This is a genomic window from Bradyrhizobium yuanmingense (assembly GCF_025200905.1).
Classification (GTDB): Bacteria; Pseudomonadota; Alphaproteobacteria; order Rhizobiales; family Xanthobacteraceae; genus Bradyrhizobium; species Bradyrhizobium yuanmingense.
This window is the reverse complement of record NZ_CP104173.1, coordinates 327,933-346,643: the sequence shown is the minus strand read 5'-3', so window position 1 is coordinate 346,643 and position 18,711 is coordinate 327,933. Positions and strand designations below refer to the sequence as shown.

General features: G+C 64.3%; 18 protein-coding genes and 1 tRNA gene. 9 read left to right on the top strand and 10 right to left on the bottom strand.

Annotated features, from left to right (window positions below):
- Positions 1 to 131: 131 nt before the first annotated feature.
- Positions 132 to 1,742, bottom strand: a complete 1,611-nt coding sequence (locus N2605_RS01595; RefSeq protein WP_260345643.1) for a gamma-glutamyltransferase family protein — start codon at positions 1,740 to 1,742, stop codon at positions 132 to 134.
- A gap of 20 nt (positions 1,743 to 1,762) precedes the next feature.
- Positions 1,763 to 3,073: an aspartate aminotransferase family protein gene (locus N2605_RS01590; protein WP_225140594.1), complete on the bottom strand. Its 1,311-nt coding sequence runs from the start codon at positions 3,071 to 3,073 to the stop codon at positions 1,763 to 1,765.
- Positions 3,074 to 3,174: 101 nt separating this feature from the next.
- Here N2605_RS01590 and N2605_RS01585 point away from each other — a divergent pair, with 101 nt between their 5' ends.
- Positions 3,175 to 4,038, top strand: coding sequence for a LysR family transcriptional regulator (locus tag N2605_RS01585; RefSeq protein WP_225140655.1), 864 nt, complete (start codon positions 3,175 to 3,177; stop codon positions 4,036 to 4,038).
- Between the two features lie 46 nt (positions 4,039 to 4,084).
- On the opposite strand, the gene N2605_RS01580 is transcribed toward N2605_RS01585, so the two are convergent.
- Both N2605_RS01580 and N2605_RS01575 read right to left on the bottom strand, forming a co-directional pair.
- Positions 4,085 to 5,128, bottom strand: a complete 1,044-nt coding sequence (locus N2605_RS01580) for a zinc-binding dehydrogenase (protein ID WP_036014035.1) — start codon at positions 5,126 to 5,128, stop codon at positions 4,085 to 4,087.
- Positions 5,129 to 5,143: 15 nt separating this feature from the next.
- The gene (locus tag N2605_RS01575; RefSeq protein ID WP_260345640.1) at positions 5,144 to 5,830 is read right to left on the bottom strand and encodes a class I SAM-dependent methyltransferase; all 687 of its coding nucleotides are present in this window, start codon (positions 5,828 to 5,830) and stop codon (positions 5,144 to 5,146) included.
- Between the two features lie 253 nt (positions 5,831 to 6,083).
- Here N2605_RS01575 and N2605_RS01570 point away from each other — a divergent pair, with 253 nt between their 5' ends.
- Together N2605_RS01570 and N2605_RS01565 are read left to right on the top strand one after the other, a co-directional pair.
- A complete protein-coding gene (locus N2605_RS01570) occupies positions 6,084 to 6,410 on the top strand; it encodes a hypothetical protein (protein ID WP_036014049.1) in 327 nt (108 codons plus the stop codon).
- A gap of 184 nt (positions 6,411 to 6,594) precedes the next feature.
- On the top strand, positions 6,595 to 7,386 hold the full coding sequence (locus N2605_RS01565; protein ID WP_260345636.1) for a phytanoyl-CoA dioxygenase family protein: 792 nt from the start codon (positions 6,595 to 6,597) through the stop codon (positions 7,384 to 7,386).
- A gap of 107 nt (positions 7,387 to 7,493) precedes the next feature.
- Here the strand turns inward: N2605_RS01565 and N2605_RS01560 are convergent, their stop codons facing one another.
- The 6 genes from N2605_RS01560 to N2605_RS01535 form a co-directional block, all read right to left on the bottom strand.
- Entirely contained in the window at positions 7,494 to 7,895 is a 402-nt protein-coding gene (locus N2605_RS01560; RefSeq protein WP_260345634.1) for a THO complex subunit 5, read from the bottom strand.
- A 327-nt stretch (positions 7,896 to 8,222) separates the two neighbouring features.
- Positions 8,223 to 9,125 carry a hypothetical protein gene (locus tag N2605_RS01555; RefSeq protein ID WP_225152040.1) on the bottom strand — a complete coding sequence of 301 codons (903 nt, stop codon included), beginning with the start codon at positions 9,123 to 9,125 and terminating at the stop codon, positions 8,223 to 8,225.
- Positions 9,126 to 9,212: 87 nt separating this feature from the next.
- Positions 9,213 to 11,078, bottom strand: a complete 1,866-nt coding sequence (locus N2605_RS01550) for an adenylate/guanylate cyclase domain-containing protein (RefSeq protein ID WP_260345631.1) — start codon at positions 11,076 to 11,078, stop codon at positions 9,213 to 9,215.
- A gap of 238 nt (positions 11,079 to 11,316) precedes the next feature.
- A complete protein-coding gene (queD, locus tag N2605_RS01545) occupies positions 11,317 to 11,673 on the bottom strand; it encodes a 6-carboxytetrahydropterin synthase QueD (RefSeq protein WP_036014055.1) in 357 nt (118 codons plus the stop codon).
- 84 nt (positions 11,674 to 11,757) lie between these two features.
- Positions 11,758 to 11,834, bottom strand: a tRNA-Arg gene (locus tag N2605_RS01540).
- Positions 11,835 to 12,130: 296 nt separating this feature from the next.
- A complete protein-coding gene (locus N2605_RS01535) occupies positions 12,131 to 13,630 on the bottom strand; it encodes a sensor histidine kinase (RefSeq protein ID WP_036014057.1) in 1,500 nt (499 codons plus the stop codon).
- A gap of 350 nt (positions 13,631 to 13,980) precedes the next feature.
- Between N2605_RS01535 and rpmH the strand changes: the two genes are divergently transcribed.
- The 6 genes from rpmH (at position 13,981) to argB (ending at position 18,583) form a co-directional block, all read left to right on the top strand.
- Positions 13,981 to 14,115 carry a 50S ribosomal protein L34 gene (gene rpmH, locus N2605_RS01530; protein ID WP_008542748.1) on the top strand — a complete coding sequence of 45 codons (135 nt, stop codon included), beginning with the start codon at positions 13,981 to 13,983 and terminating at the stop codon, positions 14,113 to 14,115.
- A 27-nt stretch (positions 14,116 to 14,142) separates the two neighbouring features.
- Positions 14,143 to 14,529: a ribonuclease P protein component gene (gene rnpA, locus N2605_RS01525; protein WP_225134005.1), complete on the top strand. Its 387-nt coding sequence runs from the start codon at positions 14,143 to 14,145 to the stop codon at positions 14,527 to 14,529.
- A gap of 16 nt (positions 14,530 to 14,545) precedes the next feature.
- Entirely contained in the window at positions 14,546 to 16,396 is a 1,851-nt protein-coding gene (yidC, locus tag N2605_RS01520; RefSeq protein ID WP_036014059.1) for a membrane protein insertase YidC, read from the top strand.
- A gap of 114 nt (positions 16,397 to 16,510) precedes the next feature.
- Complete coding sequence (yihA, locus tag N2605_RS01515; protein WP_036026511.1) at positions 16,511 to 17,164, top strand: ribosome biogenesis GTP-binding protein YihA/YsxC; 654 nt, start codon at positions 16,511 to 16,513, stop codon at positions 17,162 to 17,164.
- Complete coding sequence (locus tag N2605_RS01510; RefSeq protein WP_225151140.1) at positions 17,164 to 17,529, top strand: DUF423 domain-containing protein; 366 nt, start codon at positions 17,164 to 17,166, stop codon at positions 17,527 to 17,529. The genes yihA and N2605_RS01510 overlap by 1 nt, the downstream gene beginning before the upstream one ends.
- 166 nt (positions 17,530 to 17,695) lie before the next feature.
- The gene (gene argB, locus N2605_RS01505) at positions 17,696 to 18,583 is read left to right on the top strand and encodes an acetylglutamate kinase (protein WP_036014067.1); all 888 of its coding nucleotides are present in this window, start codon (positions 17,696 to 17,698) and stop codon (positions 18,581 to 18,583) included.
- Positions 18,584 to 18,711 lie beyond the last annotated feature (128 nt).

The following is an 18,711-nucleotide window of genomic DNA, read 5'->3' as shown; positions in this document are numbered from 1 at the left end:
CGGCGGTTACGGCTGGGCCGGGCTGGGATGGTCTTGGGCGGTGAACGATTCGTTAACGCGACGCGGCCAGCCATTCAGGCGCGGCGCACATCGGCGGCGCCTGCCTGCGCTCGCCTCGATGTGCAGACCGCTCACAAGGCGATGACATACCCGTCCCGCCTCGGATCGGCGGCACCCGTCATCACGCCGGTTACCGGATCGAGCGCGACGGCCTGCATGCCGCCGCAGAGCATGGTCCATTCGGTGTCCAGGATCTCGATCTCGTGGCCGCGGCGCTTCAGTTCGGCGATGGTCTCCGGCGCGATGCGGTTCTCCGCCTGAATGAAGCGGCCGTCCCACAGCCGTGAACGCGGCGCCTCGATCGCCTGCTGCAGCGGAAGGCCGAACTCGATGTGCTGCACATAAGCCTGGGCCTGGGTTTGCGGGATGCCGTAGCTGCCGGGCGTCCCCAGCGCGAGCACCGGGCGGCTACCGCGCGTCGCAATCGACGGTGCCAGCGTCACCGGCAACGCATCGCCCGGCTTGGCGAGGTTCGGGCTTCCCGGCTGCACGTCGGCCCAATGCAGATGATTGTTGAGGCAAACGCCAGTCCCCGGCACCACGACGCCGCTGCCGAACGGGCTGCCGAGACTTTGCGTCATGCAGACCAGATTGCCTTCGGTGTCGGCGATTGAGAACGAGGTGGTGTGGCCGGGATCGGCACGATCCTGCGGCATCCATTGCTCTGTCGGGCCCGTGATCGGGCGGCCGTCGCTCACACGCTGGCGAAGCCGCGCGATCGTCGCCTCGGACATTGCTCCAGCGGCTTGATCCGGTCCCAGATTGCCATGGGCGATGCGCTCGCCGGCGGCGAGACGGATCGCGCGATAGACCGTGTCGAGATGATCGGCGCCGTCCTTCGGCAGACGCCCGAGGTCAAAGCCTTCAAGGATCTTGAGGGTCAGGGCGAACTGGAAGCCGCCGCATTGCTGCGCCGGGACGTGAAGCTCGAGCCCCCGATAGGACACGGTCAGGGGATCGAACCAATGCGGCTTGACGGCGATGACATCGTCCAGCGTCAGGCTGCCGCCGAGCGTGGCGAGATAGTCCACGATCCGCCGGCCGAGCTTGCCGCCATACAGATGCTCGGGCCCCAAGTCGGAGATCTCGGCAAGAGTCTGCGCAAGATCAGGCTGCGCGACGATGCTGCCGAGCTTCACCGGCATTCCATCCGGGAGATAGTTCCTGACCAGTGCGGCGTGCAGGTCCGGCCAGGGTTCGAGCAGCGGCACCTGCTCGTTGATCTCATCAACACCGAAGTCCGAGAGCGCAAAGCCGCCCTGCGCCAGCGTGATCGCCGGCGCAAAGACGTCTGGAAGCGATTTGCGTCCATAGCGCGAGAGCAGCTCGCACCAGCCCGCGAGATTGCCGGGCGTCGAGGCCGCCTGCGCACCGCGCTCGAGCTCGAATCTGCTGGTGTATCTGCCGACCGGGAAGCTTGCGGGCATCGGCGGCGCGAAGTCGAGCACGCGAATGCGCTGCTCGATCGCCACCCAGATCGTGGCCAGTCCAAACCCGGCAAGCCCCGACATGAACGGCTCGACCACGTTGAGGGCGGCCGCCGTGGCGACGGCCGCATCGAACGCATTGCCGCCCTGCATCAGGATTCGTGCACCGGCCTGTGCCGCGAGCGGATGCGCGGCGGCGACCATGCCGTGCCGGGAGAACAGCGTCGGACGCCCATATGTCCTGGCGAGTTGCATCCGGAAAAGGCCTTTCCCGATCAGTGCGTCGTCGCAGCAGCCTGGATCGCCTCCGACATGATCTCGAGACCGCGATCGATTTCGGCCTCGGACACCGTGAGCGGCGGCGCGATGCGGAATACGCCGCCCATGCTGGGCAACTTGACGATGTTCATGCTGAGACCGCGACGCATGGTCTCCTCCATGATCCGCGCGCCGAGTTCAAACCCCGGCGTCTTGGACTGCCGGTCGACGACGATTTCAAGACCAAGCAGAAGCCCGCGGCCCCTGACGTCACCGACGCATTCGAACTTTTGCTGCAGCGACAGCAATCCATCCCGGAGCCTGTTGCCCCTGGCGGTTGCCTGCGCCACCAACCCGTCGCGCGCGACAACGTCGAGCACCGTGACGCCGATCGCGGCGGGCAAGGGATCGGAGACATGCGTGGTGTAGAACAGGAAGCCGCGCTCGAACGCGGTCTGCTCGATGGCCTTTGTCGTCATGACCGCGGCGAGCGGCAGACCGGCGCCGAGCGTCTTCGACAGCGTGAGAATATCAGGCACCACGCCGTCACGCTCGAAGGCAAACATGTGCCCGGTGCGGCCGATTCCGGTCTGAGCTTCGTCGAGGATCAGCAGCATGCCGCGCTGTTCGCATTTTTGCTTCAAGGCCGCGAGATAGCCGAGCGGCAGTTCCAGAATGCCGCCGCTGGAGAGGATCGGCTCGGCGATGAAGGCCGCCAGACTACCGGTCGACTGGCTGTCGATCAGTGCGAACGCATCGTCCAGCTCGGTCTGCCAGTCGTTGCTGCCGTCAACGTTCCTGAAGCGCGGCCGATAGGCGTTCGGCGCGGGAATGACGAACGATCCGACCGCGGCCGGCCCATAACCGCGCCGGCCCGCGCTGTAGGTCGCCGACGCCGCCGCGCCGGTCATGCCGTGCCAGCTTTGCGCGAAGGCGACGATTTCGTGCCGGCCGGTGACGAGCTTGGCCATCCGGATCGCCGCTTCATTGGCTTCCGCGCCTGTCGTCAGCAGCTGCACGCGGTCGAGACCGGGCGCAAGCGCAGCGAGACGCTCGGCCAACGTCACCACCGGACGCGAGAGCATGCCGCTGAAGAGATGAGCGACCGCACCCATTTGCCGTGCGACCGTGGCGACGATGTCGGGATGCGTGTGCCCCAGCACGGCGCTCATCTGACCCGAGGTGAAGTCGAGGATGGCGCGCCCGTCGGCGTCGTAGACGAAACTGCCGGCCGCACGATCGATGATGACGGGTTCGAAACTCGGCCCATAGCGGGTCAGATGCGTGTTGGCGGAGGCCCAGAAATCGGGATCGGCATTCAAGGTCATGACAGCCACCTCTCGCTTGGGGGACGTCCGACCTCTAGTCAAGAATTTGACTTCAGGCTAATTGATATAATTCAATCTGGATATCAATCTTCTTGATGTCGATGCTGGATCTCAACCTTCTGAGGAATTTCGTCGTCGTGGCCCGCACCGGCTCGATCAGCCTGGCGGCCTTGCAGATTGGCCGGACACAGTCCGCGCTCAGCATGCAGATGCAACGGCTGGAACAGACGATCACGCAGCCGCTGTTTCACCGCAGCGGATCCGGCATGAGGCTGACCGCGGCCGGCGAGAAACTGCTCGCCCACGCCGAGACGCTGCTGGCGCAGCACGACGAGATTCTCGCCGACATGAGCGGCGAGAGTCTCAAGGGGACGCTGAGCCTCGGCTGCCCGGAGGACTATTCGATCGCTTTCCTGCCGGCGCTGCTGAAGGGGTTCTGCGCGCTGCATCCCAATGTCGAGCTGCGCATGGTCTGCGCACCGACCTCCGAGCTGCGCCCGATGCTAGCGCGGCGCCAGATCGAGATGGCGCTGGTCTCGCTGTCCGATGCCGGAGCGCGCGAGGTGATCCGAGAGGAGCGCTTCGTCTGGGTCGCGAACGAGGCCGAACCGAAAATACTGACGCAGGATGTGCTGCCGCTGGCGCTGGCGGCGCCGATGAGCCTGGACTACCGCGCCGCCTGCGCCGCGATGGACGCGGTCAATCGGCGCTACAGGGTCGCCTACGCGAGCAACAGCCTCGCCGGCCTGATCGCGATCGCGCGGTCCGGTCATGCGATCAGCGTCCTGACACGAACCGCCGTTCCGTTCGATCTTCATGTCGTCTCGGCCGGACTGCCCCTGCTTCCAACCATCGGCATCGCGCTCGAATTCTCGGAGGCGAGGCCCTCGCTGCTGGCGACGACGCTGGCCGAGCACGTCCGCACCGTGTTGCCCGGACTGAAGACCAAGGCGGAGATCGATTAGTGACCTATTGCACTCGATGTTCGCGCGTGCGCGGCGAGCATAGCGCTCAGCTGATGTTCAGGAGGATCCGTCCCGATGTGCCGCTGCGCATCAGATCCAGGGCGTCGTTGATGTCGTCGAGCGCGAACTCGTGGGTGACGATGCCGCGGTAGCTCACCTTGCCGGCGTCGCTGAGTCGCACCAGGCGCGGGATATCGCGCGCGGGCTGGCATTGCCCGCCTTCCGAGCCCTTCAGCACCTTCTCGAAGTGCAACGGCAGGGTATAGATCTCGGCCTTCTCGCGGGGCACGCCGACGAGGATGCAGCGGCCTTTCTTGGCGGTGATCTCGTAGGCGAGCTCGATCAGGTTCTTGACGCCGGTGGTCTCGACGACCTTGTCGGGTCCGTCGGACCCCGTGATGCACCGGACCTCGGCGGCCACATCCTTCACCGTCTCGGAATTGATGATGTGGGTGGCGCCGAAATCCTTCGCCATGGCCAGCTTGTTGTCGAGGCGGTCGATCGCAATGACCGGCCAGGCGCCGACCATCGCGGCGAATTGCACGATGTTCAATCCGACGCCGCCGACACCGAATACGACGACCGCTTCGCCGATGGCGATCTGCGCATCGTTGTTGACGACGCCGAGCGCGGTCGTCACCGCGCAGCCGAGCAGCGGCGCACTGGTGCGGTCGATCGTATCAGGAACGGGCGTGACGCGATTTTCCGACACCACGGCATATTCGTTGAAGGTGGTGACCCAGCCCGCATTGAGGCGCTTGCCGCGCCAGGAATAGACCGGCGTGTTGGACTGGATGCCCTTGCCCGGCCGCCAATGCATGACGACGGTGTCGCCCTGCTTGCAGGAGACGACGCCGGGTCCGGTTTCGACGATGGTCGCCAGCGCCTCGTGCCCCAACAGGTGCGGCAGGAACTTGTCGACGCCCTTGACGGCGTCGATCTCGTTGATCTGCGCGCCGCAAATGCTCGACGTGTGCACATGGGCGAGCACCTGACCGTGCTCGAGCCTGTCGGGCAGATTGAACTCGTCGACGATCAGCGGCTTGCCGGATTCGACGAGGATCGCGGCCTTTGCAGTCTTGATGTCCATGGGTCGCGCGCCCGGTCACTCGAAATAGATGAATTCGTAATCGCCGGTGTAGCCAAGCTTGCCGTAGAGCCAGATCCATTCCGAGGTGTGCAGGATGGATTCTGCCGTCAGCGCCCAGCATTCGAGGTTGTGCAGCTCGGTGACGTTCCGGTAGCCCTCGACCATGACGTATTTGTTCTTGCCGACCCGCTCGATCTCCTTGAGCGCGGCCTCGAGCTCGTAGAGCCTGAGATTGTGCAGGGTGCCCAGCGAGATGACGAGGTCGAAGCTGTCGTCGCCACAGGGATAGACGTCCTGGGCGCGATAGTTGAACAGATACGGCTTCACCTGCTCGTGTGCATTGGCAAGACCATGCTTGGAAATGTCGAAGCCGGTGACCTTCAGACCCGGCAGGATCTTCTGCATCTCGTACAACAGAAAACCCTTGCCGCAGCCGACGTCGAGCACGCTCGACCCGTCCTTCAGGCCATAGGTCTCGATCAGCGCCTTGGCGACCGGGGCCCAGCGCCCCTCGATGAAGCGGTAGCCGCCATAACCGAAACGGCGATCGCCGTCCCAGTAATCGGCCTCGTACTCCCGCGCCTTCAGCGAGCAGCCGATCTTGTCGTCGTTCATGCGGCCCATGTAGTCGCGCTTGGTCGCAGTGTGCAGCGGCGTTACGATATTCAGCAGTCGTCCCATTGAGCCCTCGGATTTCATCACGCGCGGAGATTGTCTTGACCGGCCTGGGGAGCCTCGCACGTGACCTGCGACAGGCCCTAGCATTTGTCGCGAAGACCATCATTGTTTCAGATCAATGATGTGGAAATGCTGCCGCGGCGCCGGTCAAGATCCGGCCGATGAATCGCCAGTGCCGACCAAGCGCCAGGTTCCAGCCGCGGCTGCCGGCGGCCGTGACATGGCGACGCTGGAACGAGATGCGCCGCACGGCGTTCGGCAGCGAGGAGAATCTGCCATGCCGACCAAGCCGACCATCGCCCGCGTCTGGCGCGGCCGTACCCGCCGCGACCTCGCCGACGCCTACCAGGCCTATCTGCAAGCCGAGGGCATCCCGCCGCTGCGAAAGACCGCGCTCGGTGTGCAGCAATTGCGGGAGGACCGCGACGAGGAGACGTGGTTCACCACCATTTCCTATTGGGCGGACATCGCAGCCATGACGGCTTTCACCAAGGGCGAGCCGACCAAGGTCCATCATCTCGCGCGCGACGCGGAGTTCCTGATCGAGCTGCCGGAGCGCATCGAGATCCACCGCATCCTGATCGACGAGCAGGGCCTGCGGTGAAGGCCTCGCTCATCCGCTTGTCCGTGTCTTGATTCCCCGCTCCGCCGCGCTATACGTTCCCGCCATGATGTTCATCTCCACATTCTTCCCGCTGATCTGAACGGCCGAACGTCGTTCCGGCGCTCCTGCGCCACTCAGATCAAACGGCTACGCGCGCTGCGGTAGCCGAACGGAGAGATGTGCAATGCCCAAGACCGAACAGGTTGGCCTGACGCCCCGTCAGGTCCTGACCTTCATCGACGACGGTTTCGTCAAACTCGAGAATGCCTTCAGCACCGACCTTGCCAAGCAATGCAGGGACGAGCTGTGGGCGGATATCGGCCTGTCGCCGGACGAGCCCGAACATTGGACCCAGCCCGTTGTCCGGGTTGGCGCCAAAGCGACGCGCCCCTTCATTGAAGCCGCGAACACGCCGCGTCTGCACAAGGCCTATGATCAGCTCGCCGGCGAAGGACGCTGGCTTGCGCCCAGGGGCCTCGGAACCTTTCCGATCCGCTTCCCGTCATCGCAATCGCCAGGCGACGATGGCTGGCATGTGGACATGAGCTTTGGCACAGCCCATGCCGACTTCATGGAATGGCGTGCCAATGTGAAGAGCAGCGGCCGTGCGCTGCTGATGCTCTTCCTGTTCTCGGACGTCGGAAACGATGATGCGCCCACGCGAATCCGGAAAGGCTCGCATGCGGCCATCGCGCGGGAGCTACTGCCCCATGGCGAGGCGGGCGCAACGCTCCGGCAACTTGCTGCCGGCGACTGGGCGTCGACAAGGGATCGCGAGGTTGAACTTGCGACCGGCAAGCCAGGCACCGTCTATCTGTGCCACCCGTTCCTGGTTCATGCCGCGCAACCCCACCGCGGGAAAGAGCCGCGCTTCATGGCACAGCCTCCGCTGCTGCCGAAGCGCGAATTCGATCCGGCGCTGCCACCTTCGCCGGTTCAGATCGCGATCCGGCGGGCTTGCGGGCTGACGGTCTAGGCGGATGACATCCGGGACCTCCGAGGGTCCCGGCGGTTGCTGTCGTCTTGCATCGTTTTGCGAAACCGCATCACGCCGGCAGCGGCACGCTCAAAGGCACGGATTCTTCACCGGTGGTCGCTTGACGGACAAGAGCGTGTGTTCAAAGTTGAAACTCGCAAGTCGTGCGAAGCGGACCGCAATGCAATGCTCATGGGACGAATAGGGTTGGCTTCGCACAGCTTGCGGCGATCGTCGTCGGATTGCCCGCGCACCACGTCCCCGACGTGCTGCTTACGTTGCCGAATGGCATCCTGAAGCTCCGATTTGGTCACGGGAACGATGCTGTTCTCAACGATGAACTCGTTCATGCGAGCTATCGCATCGTCCAGATCGGCTTCAAAGGCTTGATCTTCGCTCGGCTGGCAAGCTTCGGTGTAGGCTCGAACCCCGACATAAATCTCCCAACTGCATTGCACGGCTCCGCGTCCGCTATTGTCGAACCCGGTACTCATGATTTCGGTCGCCATCGCGCTCCAAAAAGAAGGACACCCCCGAGGAGAGATCTATACGTCGCGTCGCCTTGCCCTTGTCATTGACGCCATCGACCACCTTTGCGTCGGACCGCTTCGTCAAGGCATCCCACAACGGAGACCACTGTGCCTCCTGGGCATCGGCGGTGAGGGCTGATAGCAGCAGCGCGGCAGCGACACAGATCAAGTCACTGGCTGCGGACCATGTGCGACGCTTAGACATCAAGGGCTTTCCAGCAGACCGTGCGGTGTGGGACGATAGCTGCGCCCGCGGCAAACGCAATCCAGAATTGCGCGACGCAAGTGTGACCCCGACCACCGTCGTCACAGTTTCCCATACACCCGCGCGGCAACCGCCTTCAGGCGCTCGACCGAGCCGGACTGCGGATGCGGCTTGACCGGGGCGAACAGGATCGAAGCCTGGCGGCCGTTCTTCCAGACATGGATGTGGACGGCGTTGCCGTTGCCCTTGGTGCAGGAATGCTCGCCGAAGGCTTCGCGGCCGAGCTCGGGGATCGCCACGTGCGTGCATGGCCCTGCACGCTTCATCATGCCGATGGCGGTATCGCGCGAGGTCGTGATCACCGCGACGGTCATGGTGTTGGCCTCACGATCGAACATCATGCAGCTGCCTGCCCCGGTCCGCTGCACCGTCAGCGTGCCGTTGTCGAGAAAGCCGTCGGCATCCGCGGCCGTGAGCCACTCGCAATTGCCGAACCGCTCGCTGCTCCTGCTCACATTGCCGACGGCAACGCGCGCGGCCTCAGCGATCGGCGCGAGCAGCGCATCATCGGCACGCCGGCCGACCGGATAGACGCTGATCTGCAGGATGTAATCGCCGGACAGGGCGACGACCGAGGCCTCCTGGCGTTCCGCGCCCGCCGCGCTCGTTCCACCCTGGCCCTCGTCGCCGATTCCGGACACTGCGCTCAGCGGCATGCGTTCGCCAAGCGTCTTGACGAAGGTCGCGTACAATTCCCTGGCGCGGTCCTTGTCGGGATTGCGGAACACGGAGAGCATCATCGTGTCGCCGCGCCCGGCCTGGTAGATGCAGCCGCGGCCGTCCTGGTTCGAAATCAGCGACCATTTCAGCGCCGGCATCGCCCGGGCGAGCTCCTGGGCGCTGATGAACGGGCAGGTTTCGGCCGCGCGCGCGGGAAGCACCGGGGCGGCTGCGATGGCAAGGAATAAAACGAAGCGGGAGAATAGATGATCGATCGTGCGCATCGGACGAACTTACCATCGAAACGGCGCGCGCGACGAGATGAAACTGAGAACTGCTATCTCATTGAATTTCAGCTACACAGAATCCTATTACGCAGCCCCCGGTGCCTTCGCCACCGTCAGGTCCTTCAGGAACTGCTCCATCAGCGGCTTGTTGCCAAACCGGCGATAAGAGCGCTCTGCCTCCAACGAAAATGTCGGTTGGGCCCCTACTAAGCTTGCCATCGTCAGCTGCGCCGCTTCTATATCACCGCGCCGCCCTTGCAGCGCAGCCTGGATGAGCAGGCAGTTGGCATCGCGCGGCGCCCTTACAAGGCATTCGGAGATCACGGTAGCCGACTCATCGCGACGATCAGCGGCGTAAAGAGCCTGGCCATGCACATAGGCGTAATATTCCGGTGCCATGGGATGAAGGCGACGTGCCCGTTCGGCATTGGCAACGGCGTCCGCGTAGTCCCCGAAACGGACTTGTGCTTTTGCCAATGCCATCATGCTATCCGGGTCATTGGGATTCAGTTCGACGGCGCGCTTGGCGGCCTGCAAGCCGCCCGCATAATCGCCCTGCACCGCCAGCCCGAAGCTGATCACCTGATAGCCGAGCGAGAGATTGGGATCGAGGCGCACAGCCTGGCGCGCTTCGCTAAGACCTAGTTCCAGCTCATGCGCTGTCGCCCGACCACTCGACCTCTTGGCCACATCCGCGATGTAAGTGAGGGCCAAGCCCGCACGGGCGACGGCATAGGCCGGGTCCATTTCCAGCGCGCGCTGATATAGGCCGCGTGCCTCCATAAGTGCTTCCGCATCCTGGACGCCATGCCGGTATCGATGACGGGCCCGCAGCAGAAGATCGTAAGCCTGGAGGTTGTCGGTCGGCCGTTGCGCGGCAGCGATGGCTTCACTTCGGCCGATATACGGCGCGAGCTGGGCGACGATTTCCGTGGTCAGCTCGCTTTGTACGGTGAAGACGTCGGCAACCTGCCTGTCGAAGCTGCGCGACCAAAGGTGCGCGCCCGATTTCACGTCGATCAGCTGCGCCGAGACGCGAAGCCGGTCCCCCTCGCGGCGCGCGCTGCCTTCCACCACGTAGGAAACGCCCAGCTTTGCCCCGAGCTTGCGCATATCGTTGTCTTGCCCGCGCACGGCATAGGTGGAGTCGCGCGCGATGATCTGAAGCTCGGAATTCCTTGCGAGCGCCGTGGTCACATCCTCGGTCAGCCCGTCTGCAAAGTACGACTGGTCCCCGCCCATGGTCGCAAAGGGCATGACCGCAACTGACGGGCGCGGGTCGGCGCGGGTCTGGTCGAAAGATAGCGCGGCCGGGAGCCGGCTGACCATCGCCGCCAGGGAAAGCGGTTGGATTTGGGTGCCGATGAGGACAAGGGCTACGGCGGCGACGCCATACGACCAGCGCGCAGCGGTACCGCGTAGAACGCGCGGGACTTTTCGCCAGCGAGACCACGAGGATTGCGCGCGTCGGACCCGGTAGACGTTAAGACGGTCGGGAATGTTTTTGGCGCGCCTGCGGCCCACACGCGCGAACACATCGCCGCGATTGCGGTCTGCGGCCATGACGACAGCGCCGCTAACAAAGATGCTGCCGGGATCGGCCATCGTCTCGAGCCGTGTGGCGACATTAACGCCGTCGCCGTACATATCGCCATTATCCTCGATGACATCACCGAGGTTGATGCCTATGCGCAGCTCAAACGGGGCGTTGTCGAACCCTTGCTGGATGGCAGAGCCCGCATCAACGGCTTCGTTGACGCTGGGAAACATCGCCAGAAACCCGTCCCCGGTCTTCTTGAAGATGCGTCCACCATGCTGCGCGACTGTGGGCTCGATCAGATTGTCGAAGACCGTGCGCAGTTCTTTATAGGTGGAGGCCTCGTTTTCGGCCATCATCAGGCTGTAGCTGACGATGTCGGCGGCCATGATCGCGGCGAGCTTGCGTTCCATCAACAGTTTCCCTGTACAGGGGCCAGGCACAACTGGCATTGCGGACATTCTACGCCAGCTTGAAATTAAACCTTCCAACCCGCATGCGGTGATCAACACAGCTCATATATTCGTGAGTAATGAGACCCGTCCGGCGGCGCGCAAGCAGCACCACTCCGCTCATACGGCTGATCCTGAGTTGCCCTGCGGGTTCCCATATGGCGACGGTGAGGCCGGCTGCTCGGTCAGCGGGCCGTCGTCACCGCCCCTGATATTCGGCCCAGCAATCCGTCGTTTCATAAACGCGGACCGCCCACAGCTGCGGCAGGCTGGGCTTCAAGCGGTCCCAGATCCAGACCGCGATATTCTCGGCGGTCGGATTCGCGAGGCCGTCGACCTCGTTCAGGCACTGGTGGTCCAGCGCCGCCATGATGCCGGCGAAGCTTTTCTCGATATCGAAGAAATCAGCGACGAAGCCGGTGTGCGGGTCGACCGGCCCATCCAGCTGGACCTCGACCCGATAGGAATGACCATGCAGCCGGCTGCACCTGTGAGTCTCGGGCACGTTTGGCAGCCGATGCGCCGCCTCAAACTTGAACGCCTGCGATATCCTCATCCAGCTCCCCACACGGCATGGCCATCCGGTCTCGGGCCGGTCTGGCGACCAGATGCTGTCCTGTCCTGACCTTTCGGCAAAGAATGGCGCGCCCGGAACGATTCGAACGTCCGACCCTCAGATTCGTAGTCTGATGCTCTATCCAGCTGAGCTACGGGCGCGTGTTTCGCAAACAGCGCGGGCAGGGCCCGCAAGCAGCCCCCGGCGGAGCCGGAGGGGGTGCGAAAGAGCGCTCTGACTAACCGCTCTTGTCCCGATTGGCAAGGTCCGGCTCGCCGGTATTTTGGGGCATTTCCGCACTTCTCTTCGTCATTCCGGGGCGCGACGAAGTCGCGAGCCCGGAATCCATAACCACCAGCCGGGGTTATGGATTCCAGGCCCGACCCTTCGGGTCGTCCCGGAATGACGGAAGGAATGGCGATGGCCCAGCTCGTTTCAGTCGGCCGCTGGCCTAGCCTTAAGCCCTCTGGCGCTCGTTGCGGATGGAGAGCAGTTCCACGGGACGGTCGGGGATGACGATGCGGAACGTGGCGCCGATGGTGCCCTCGACCAGGTGGATCTCGCCGCCATGGGCGCGGACCAGCTCGGCGGCGATGGCGAGGCCAAGGCCGCTGCCGCCGGGGCGGCCCGAGGTCTGGAAGGCCTCGAACAGGCGCTCCCGGGTCTTCGGGGGAACGCCGGGGCCGGTGTCGGAGACCTCGAGAATGGCGACGGCGCCTTCGCGCTTTCCGGTGATCCGGATCTGCTGCACGCGCCCCTCACCCGCCGCATGGCTTTCGAGCGCCTGGGCGGCGTTGCGGACGAGGTTGAGCAAGACCCGGAACAGCTGGTCGGGATCGGCGTCGACCGCGAGCCCGCGCTCGATCGCGGCGACCCAGGCGATCGAGGCGTCGTTGGCGAGCCCCGCGGTCTCCCGCACCTCCATCACAACAGGCTCGATCAGGATCATGCGGCGGTCGGGCGCGGCCTCCTGGGCGCGGCCGTAGGACAATGTCGACTGGCAGAAGGCGATGGCGCGCTCGAGCGAGCGCACGAGCTTGGGCGCAAAGCGCTGCACGCGCGGATCCGGCACGCTGGCGAGCTGATCCGACAGCAGCTGGGCCGAGGCGAGCAGATTGCGCAGATCGTGGTTGATCTTGGAGACGGCGAGGCCGAGGGCAGCGAGCCGGCTCTTCTGATTCAGCATCGACATCAGGTCGCGCTGCATGTCGGACAATTCGCGCTCGGCGACCCCGATCTCGTCGCTGCGCTGGCTCGGCACGATGATGCCGGCCGAGCTCTCGGGATTCTCGTGGAAGCCGACCAGGCTCGCGGTCAGCCGCCGCATCGGGCGCACGAAGAGATAATGAAGCGCGAGATAGACGAGGCCCGCGGTCAGCACCGCGATGATCAACGCGACCACGACGAGGTTGCGGGAGAAGCGGTACATCTGCTTCCGCAGCGGCAGCTCGTCGGTGACGATCTCGATGAACTGGGCATTGCCGACCCCGGGGCCGACGATGCGGATGGCCTGGTTGCCGGTCTCCAGCATCATCCGGAACGAGCCGGTGATGGCCTCCCAGGCCGTCATGTCGCGCAGGTCGATGTCGTGCTCGATGGCGGCCGGAATGTTGTCGCTGGCGAGCAGCCGGCGCTGCTGGCCCATCTTGATGGCAACAGCACGGGCGTTGATGCTCTTCAGGATCTGCCGCGACAGCGAATCGGGGACCATGCCGAGCGGCGCCGCATCCAGCACCAGCGCCGCGGTGTTGGCCGCCGCGACGCGATCATTCAGCCGGTTGACCCAGAAATTCGCGATGGCTGGCACGTAGAGCAGCACCGCGGCGATCATCACCAAGGGAATGGTGAGCAGCAGCAGCTTGCCGGACAACCCGAGCCCGCGCGAGCCGCGGGGCCGCGTCGCCGGCTGGTCTGGCTGATCCAGATCCTGGATCGGCTGGCGATCTGTGGCTGGCACGAAACTCGCCCCTGTTGGCCTTGGCTGATGGAGGATGCGACCCGACCGATGTCCGGTCAAATTACGGATCGCTAATCTGCCGAGGTGTGATGTAAGCGCTGATAGCGCGAGTCGCCACCTCAAGGGTTAAAAACGCCGCGCAAACAGCGATATTCACCACAATCGCGCGCTTGTGCGGCGTTGACGAAGACAAGGCGCTCCCTTATAAGCCGCGCGAATTGTCCGCGATGACCCGGTGCGACACCGGGAGCGGCTCTCTTGGGGCCGAAAAAGGGCCCGTTTTGGGCCGCATCTTCCGGACTTTACCATCAATTCTACAGGCAAATTGCCCGGTCAGCGGAGAAAAACCCGTGAAGCGGACTTATCAACCCAGCAAACTGGTGCGCAAGCGCCGTCACGGCTTCCGCGCCCGTCTCGCCACTGCCGGCGGCCGCAAGGTTCTCGCCGCCCGCCGCGCCCGCGGCCGCAAGCGTCTGAGCGCCTGAGCCGGACCCCCTTTTTGGGATTTCATCATGGATCGGCTGAGGCAGCGGGCGGATTTCCTCGCCGTTGCCAATGGCGCGCGGGTGAATAGTCCCGCGTTCGTCCTGCAAAGCCGCCGCCGCGATGATTCCGGCCCTGTCAGGATCGGCTTCACCGTCACCAAGAAGAACGGCAACGCCCCCGAGCGCAATCGCATCCGGCGCCGGTTGCGCGAACTGGTGAAGCGGCTCGATCCGACATCGATGCAGCCCCACCATGATTATGTCCTGGTCGGACGAAAGGACGCGCTCTCGCGCGACTTCGCCACCATGCTCGACGATCTGCGCATAGCGTTCACGAAGCCCGCGCGGCATACGGCCAAAGCGCGCGGCCACAGGCCGGGTCACGTCGCAGCGACCAGCCGCAAACCGGATTGATGACGAGACAATCGAGATGACCGACAATCGCAATACCATCCTCGCCGTCATTCTGTCCGGCCTGGTGCTGATCGCCTGGCAGTACTTCTACAACGTGCCGCAGATGGAGAAGCAGCGCGCCCAGCAGCAGGCGCAGTCCGAGCTCCAGAAGGGCAGCACGCCGCAGCCGGGCGCGTCCCCGACGCCGGGCAGCGCGCCGCAGCCCGGCGCGGCCCAGCCGTCGACGCCGGCCGCGAGCCCGCCCCAAGCGGTCGTTTCGCGCGAGACTGCCATTGCAGCGAGCCCGCGCGTCAAGATCGAGACGCCGCGGATCGCCGGCAGCATCTCGCTGAAGGGCGGCCGCATCGACGACATCGCGCTGGTGCAATATCGCGAGACGGTCGATCCGAAATCGCCGCCGATTGTCCTCTATTCGCCGTCGGGCACGGCGGAGCCCTATTACGCCGAGTTCGGCTGGGTCGCGGCGACGGGCGTGACGGCAAAGATGCCGGATGCCCAGACCGTCTGGCAGCAGGAGGGCAGCGGCAGCCTGACGCCGTCGACGCCCGTGGTGCTGAAATGGGACAATGGCGACGGCCTGACTTTCCGCCGCACCATCGCCGTCGACGACCATTATCTCTTCACCATCAAGGACGAGGTGAGCAATGTCGGCAACGCGCCCGTCACGCTCTATCCGTTCGCGCTGATCTCGCGCCACGGCGCGCCGCATGTCTCCGGCTACTATATCCTGCATGAGGGCCTGATCGGCTATCTCGGCGAACACAGGCTGCAGGAATATGCCTACAGCAAGATCGACGAAGCCAAGCAGGTGAACTTCAAGGCCACCAATGGCTGGCTCGGCATCACCGACAAATACTGGGCCTCCGCGCTGCTGCCGGATACCAACGCCCAGCTCCAGGCACGTTTCTCGTCGAACCCGGTCGGCAAGGTCCATACCTACCAGACCGACTATCTGCTCGACCCCGTCACCGTCGCGATCGGCGGCACCGCGACGGCCAACGCGCGGCTGTTCGCAGGCGCCAAGGAAGCCGGCGTGGTCGGCATCAACTTCCCGCTCGCGGGCCTCGGCGGCTACAACAAGGCGCTCGGCCTCAACCAGTTCGACCTGCTGATCGACTGGGGCTGGTTCTATTTCCTCACCAAGCCGATGTTCCTCGGCCTCGACTTCTTCTTCCGCTTCTTCGGCAATTTCGGCGTCTCGATCCTGCTCGTCACGGTGATCGTGAAGCTGTTGTTCTTCCCGCTGGCGAACAAGTCCTACGCCTCGATGGCGAAGATGAAGTCGATCCAGCCGCAGCTGCTGGCACTGAAGGAGCGCTATCCCGACGACAAGGTGAAGCAGCAGCAGGAGATGATGGAGATCTACCGCAAGGAGAAGATCAATCCGGTCGCCGGCTGTCTGCCCGTGCTGATCCAGATTCCGGTGTTCTTCGCGCTCTACAAGGTGCTGTTCGTCACCATCGAGATGCGGCACGCGCCGTTCTTCGGCTGGATCAAGGACCTCTCCGCGCCGGACCCGACCAACCTCTTCAACCTGTTCGGGCTGCTCCCGTTCGATCCGACCACGATTCCGGTGTTCGGCTATTACCTCGCGCTCGGCATCTGGCCGATCATCATGGGCATCACGATGTGGATCCAGATGAAGCTGAATCCGACGCCGCCGGATCCGACCCAGCAGATCATCTTCAACTGGATGCCGCTCATCTTCACCTTCATGCTGGCGGGATTCCCGGCGGGCCTCGTGATCTACTGGGCCTGGAACAACCTGCTCTCGGTGGTCCAGCAGGGCTACATCATGCGCCGCAACGGCGTGAAGGTGGAATTACTCGACAATCTCAAGGCGACGTTCGCGAGGAAGGCGACGTAAGCGTCGTCATTGCGAGGAGCCCTTGCGACGAAGCAATCCAGAGTCCCTCGGCGGATACATTTCTGGATTGCTTCGCTTCGCTCGCAATGACGCAAGGAAACAGCGAGGCTTCGCATGACCGACGACAAAGATGCGAAGCTGATCGAGGCCGGGCGAAAACTGTTCGCTCGTGACTGGCAGTTCATCTGGGCCTCCCCTTCGATCGAAACGCTGCCGCCGATGGCGGGGCTGGAGATCGCCTTTGCCGGGCGCTCCAATGTCGGCAAGTCGAGCCTGATCAACGCGCTCACGGGCCGCAACGCGCTGGCGCGCACCTCGCATACGCCGGGCCGCACCCAGGAGCTGATCTTCTTCGAGGTCCCCGGCAAGAACGACCTGCGCCTCGTCGACATGCCCGGCTACGGCTATGCCAAGGCGCCGAAGAGCCAGGTCGCGTCCTGGACCGAGCTGATCCACAAATTCCTGCTGGGACGCGCCAGTCTCGCGCGCGTCTACGTGCTGATCGATGCGCGGCACGGGATCAAGGATGTCGATCTCGAGGTGCTGAAGACGCTCGACCGCTCCGCCGTCAGCTACCAGATCGTGCTGACCAAGGCCGACCAGGTGAAAGTCGCCGAGCTGCAAGCACGCATCGCCGAGACCGAGGCCGTGCTCGCCAAGCATCCGGCCGCGTTCCCGACCGTGCTCGCGACCTCGTCGCGCAGCGCGACCGGCATGGCCGAGCTTCGCGCCGCGATGGCGAAGCTCCTGGAAGAGCGGGCCTCGTGATGGCAGCGCACCGCCTGCTGATCGGGCTTGCCGGCTTGATGGGCGCCGCCGGCGTCGCGCTGGCCGCCGCGTCCGCCCATGGTGCCGACGCGAGCCGTCTTGCCTCCGCCAGCGCCATGCTGCTGTTTCATGCAAGTGCCATACTTGCGACCATCGCCTTGCTCACGCGCGGCCTTCTGCACGGCGGAATTGGAATCGTGGCGACGTTCGGCTTCGCGATCGGTGCCGCGCTGTTCGCAGGCGACCTCACCTTGCGGCAGTATGCCGGGCACGCGCTGTTTCCGATGGCGGCGCCGACGGGCGGGATGGTGATGATTGCGAGCTGGCTGGCGGTAAGCGTGGCGGCGGTGGCGGCGAAGCGCTGAATCCGTAGCCCGGATGGAGCGAAGCGCAATCCGGGGCCGGTGTCTGCGGCGACGAATCCCGGATTACGCTGCGCTCCATCCGGGCTACATAGCTGCCACACCTTTGCGCTGTCCCCGCCAATCGGATAGAACGCGCACCATTCGACCCGCCAGCGAGACCCGCGACATGACCGACATCTCTCCGCTCGACCAGGCCCGCATCCTGTCCGAAGCGCTGCCGCACATGCAGCAATATGACGAGGAAACCATCGTCATCAAATATGGCGGCCATGCCATGGGCGACGAGGAGACCGCGAAGAACTTTGCCCGCGACATCGTGCTCTTGGAGCAGACCGCGATCAATCCGGTGGTGGTGCATGGCGGCGGGCCGCAGATCGCGACCATGCTCAAGCGTCTTGGGATCGTCTCGGAATTCGCCGCGGGCCTGCGCATCACCGATGCCGCGACCATCGAGATCGTCGAGATGGTGCTCGCCGGCTCCGTCAACAAGCAGATCGTCGGCTACATCAACGAGGCCGGCGGCAAGGCGGTGGGCCTGTCGGGCAAGGACGGCAACATGGTGAAGGCGACCAAGACGACGCGCACCATCGTCGATCCCGACTCGAACATCGAGAAGGCGATCGATCTCGGCTTCGTCGGCGACCCCGAGAAGGTCGACCTCACTTTGCTCAACCAGCTGATCGGCTACGAGCTGATCCCGGTGCTGGCGCCGCTCGCAACCTCGAAAGAGGGCCAGACGCTGAACATCAACGCCGACACCTTTGCAGGGGCCGTCGCCGGCGCGCTGAAAGCCAAGCGCCTGCTGCTGCTCACCGACGTGCCCGGCGTGCTCGACAAGTCGAAGAAGCTGATCCCGCAATTGTCGGTGAAGGACGCGCGAAAACTGATCGCCGACGGAACCATCTCCGGCGGCATGATCCCGAAGGTCGAGACCTGCATCTACGCGCTGGAGCAGGGCGTCGAGGGCGTCGTCATCATCGACGGCAAGATGCAGCACGCGGTGCTGCTCGAGCTCTTCACCAACCAGGGCACGGGCACGCTGATCCACAAGTGATGCGGGAACGCGAGCAGCGGAAGAAGGTCGTCATGCCCGGGCTTGTCCCGGGCATCCACGACCTTTCTTCTCGCGGCAAAGACGTGGATGGCCGGGTCAAGCCCGGCCATGACGATTTGAGAGAGCGT

What these genes read in the sequence shown, in the direction of transcription:
- N2605_RS01510 (WP_225151140.1), top strand. Translation starts at nt 17,164, where the DNA reads ATGGCAGCGCACCGCCTGCTGATCGGGCTTGCCGGCTTGATGGGCGCC.
- N2605_RS01565 (WP_260345636.1), top strand. Translation starts at nt 6,595, where the DNA reads ATGCCCAAGACCGAACAGGTTGGCCTGACGCCCCGTCAGGTCCTGACC.
- rnpA (WP_225134005.1), top strand. Translation starts at nt 14,143, where the DNA reads ATGGATCGGCTGAGGCAGCGGGCGGATTTCCTCGCCGTTGCCAATGGC.
- N2605_RS01585 (WP_225140655.1), top strand. Translation starts at nt 3,175, where the DNA reads ATGCTGGATCTCAACCTTCTGAGGAATTTCGTCGTCGTGGCCCGCACC.
- N2605_RS01590 (WP_225140594.1), bottom strand. Translation starts at nt 3,073, where the DNA reads ATGACCTTGAATGCCGATCCCGATTTCTGGGCCTCCGCCAACACGCAT.
- N2605_RS01570 (WP_036014049.1), top strand. Translation starts at nt 6,084, where the DNA reads ATGCCGACCAAGCCGACCATCGCCCGCGTCTGGCGCGGCCGTACCCGC.
- N2605_RS01555 (WP_225152040.1), bottom strand. Translation starts at nt 9,125, where the DNA reads ATGCGCACGATCGATCATCTATTCTCCCGCTTCGTTTTATTCCTTGCC.
- N2605_RS01560 (WP_260345634.1), bottom strand. Translation starts at nt 7,895, where the DNA reads ATGGCGACCGAAATCATGAGTACCGGGTTCGACAATAGCGGACGCGGA.
- yihA (WP_036026511.1), top strand. Translation starts at nt 16,511, where the DNA reads ATGACCGACGACAAAGATGCGAAGCTGATCGAGGCCGGGCGAAAACTG.
- N2605_RS01595 (WP_260345643.1), bottom strand. Translation starts at nt 1,742, where the DNA reads ATGCAACTCGCCAGGACATATGGGCGTCCGACGCTGTTCTCCCGGCAC.
- N2605_RS01580 (WP_036014035.1), bottom strand. Translation starts at nt 5,128, where the DNA reads ATGGACATCAAGACTGCAAAGGCCGCGATCCTCGTCGAATCCGGCAAG.
- yidC (WP_036014059.1), top strand. Translation starts at nt 14,546, where the DNA reads ATGACCGACAATCGCAATACCATCCTCGCCGTCATTCTGTCCGGCCTG.
- argB (WP_036014067.1), top strand. Translation starts at nt 17,696, where the DNA reads ATGACCGACATCTCTCCGCTCGACCAGGCCCGCATCCTGTCCGAAGCG.
- queD (WP_036014055.1), bottom strand. Translation starts at nt 11,673, where the DNA reads ATGAGGATATCGCAGGCGTTCAAGTTTGAGGCGGCGCATCGGCTGCCA.
- N2605_RS01550 (WP_260345631.1), bottom strand. Translation starts at nt 11,078, where the DNA reads ATGGAACGCAAGCTCGCCGCGATCATGGCCGCCGACATCGTCAGCTAC.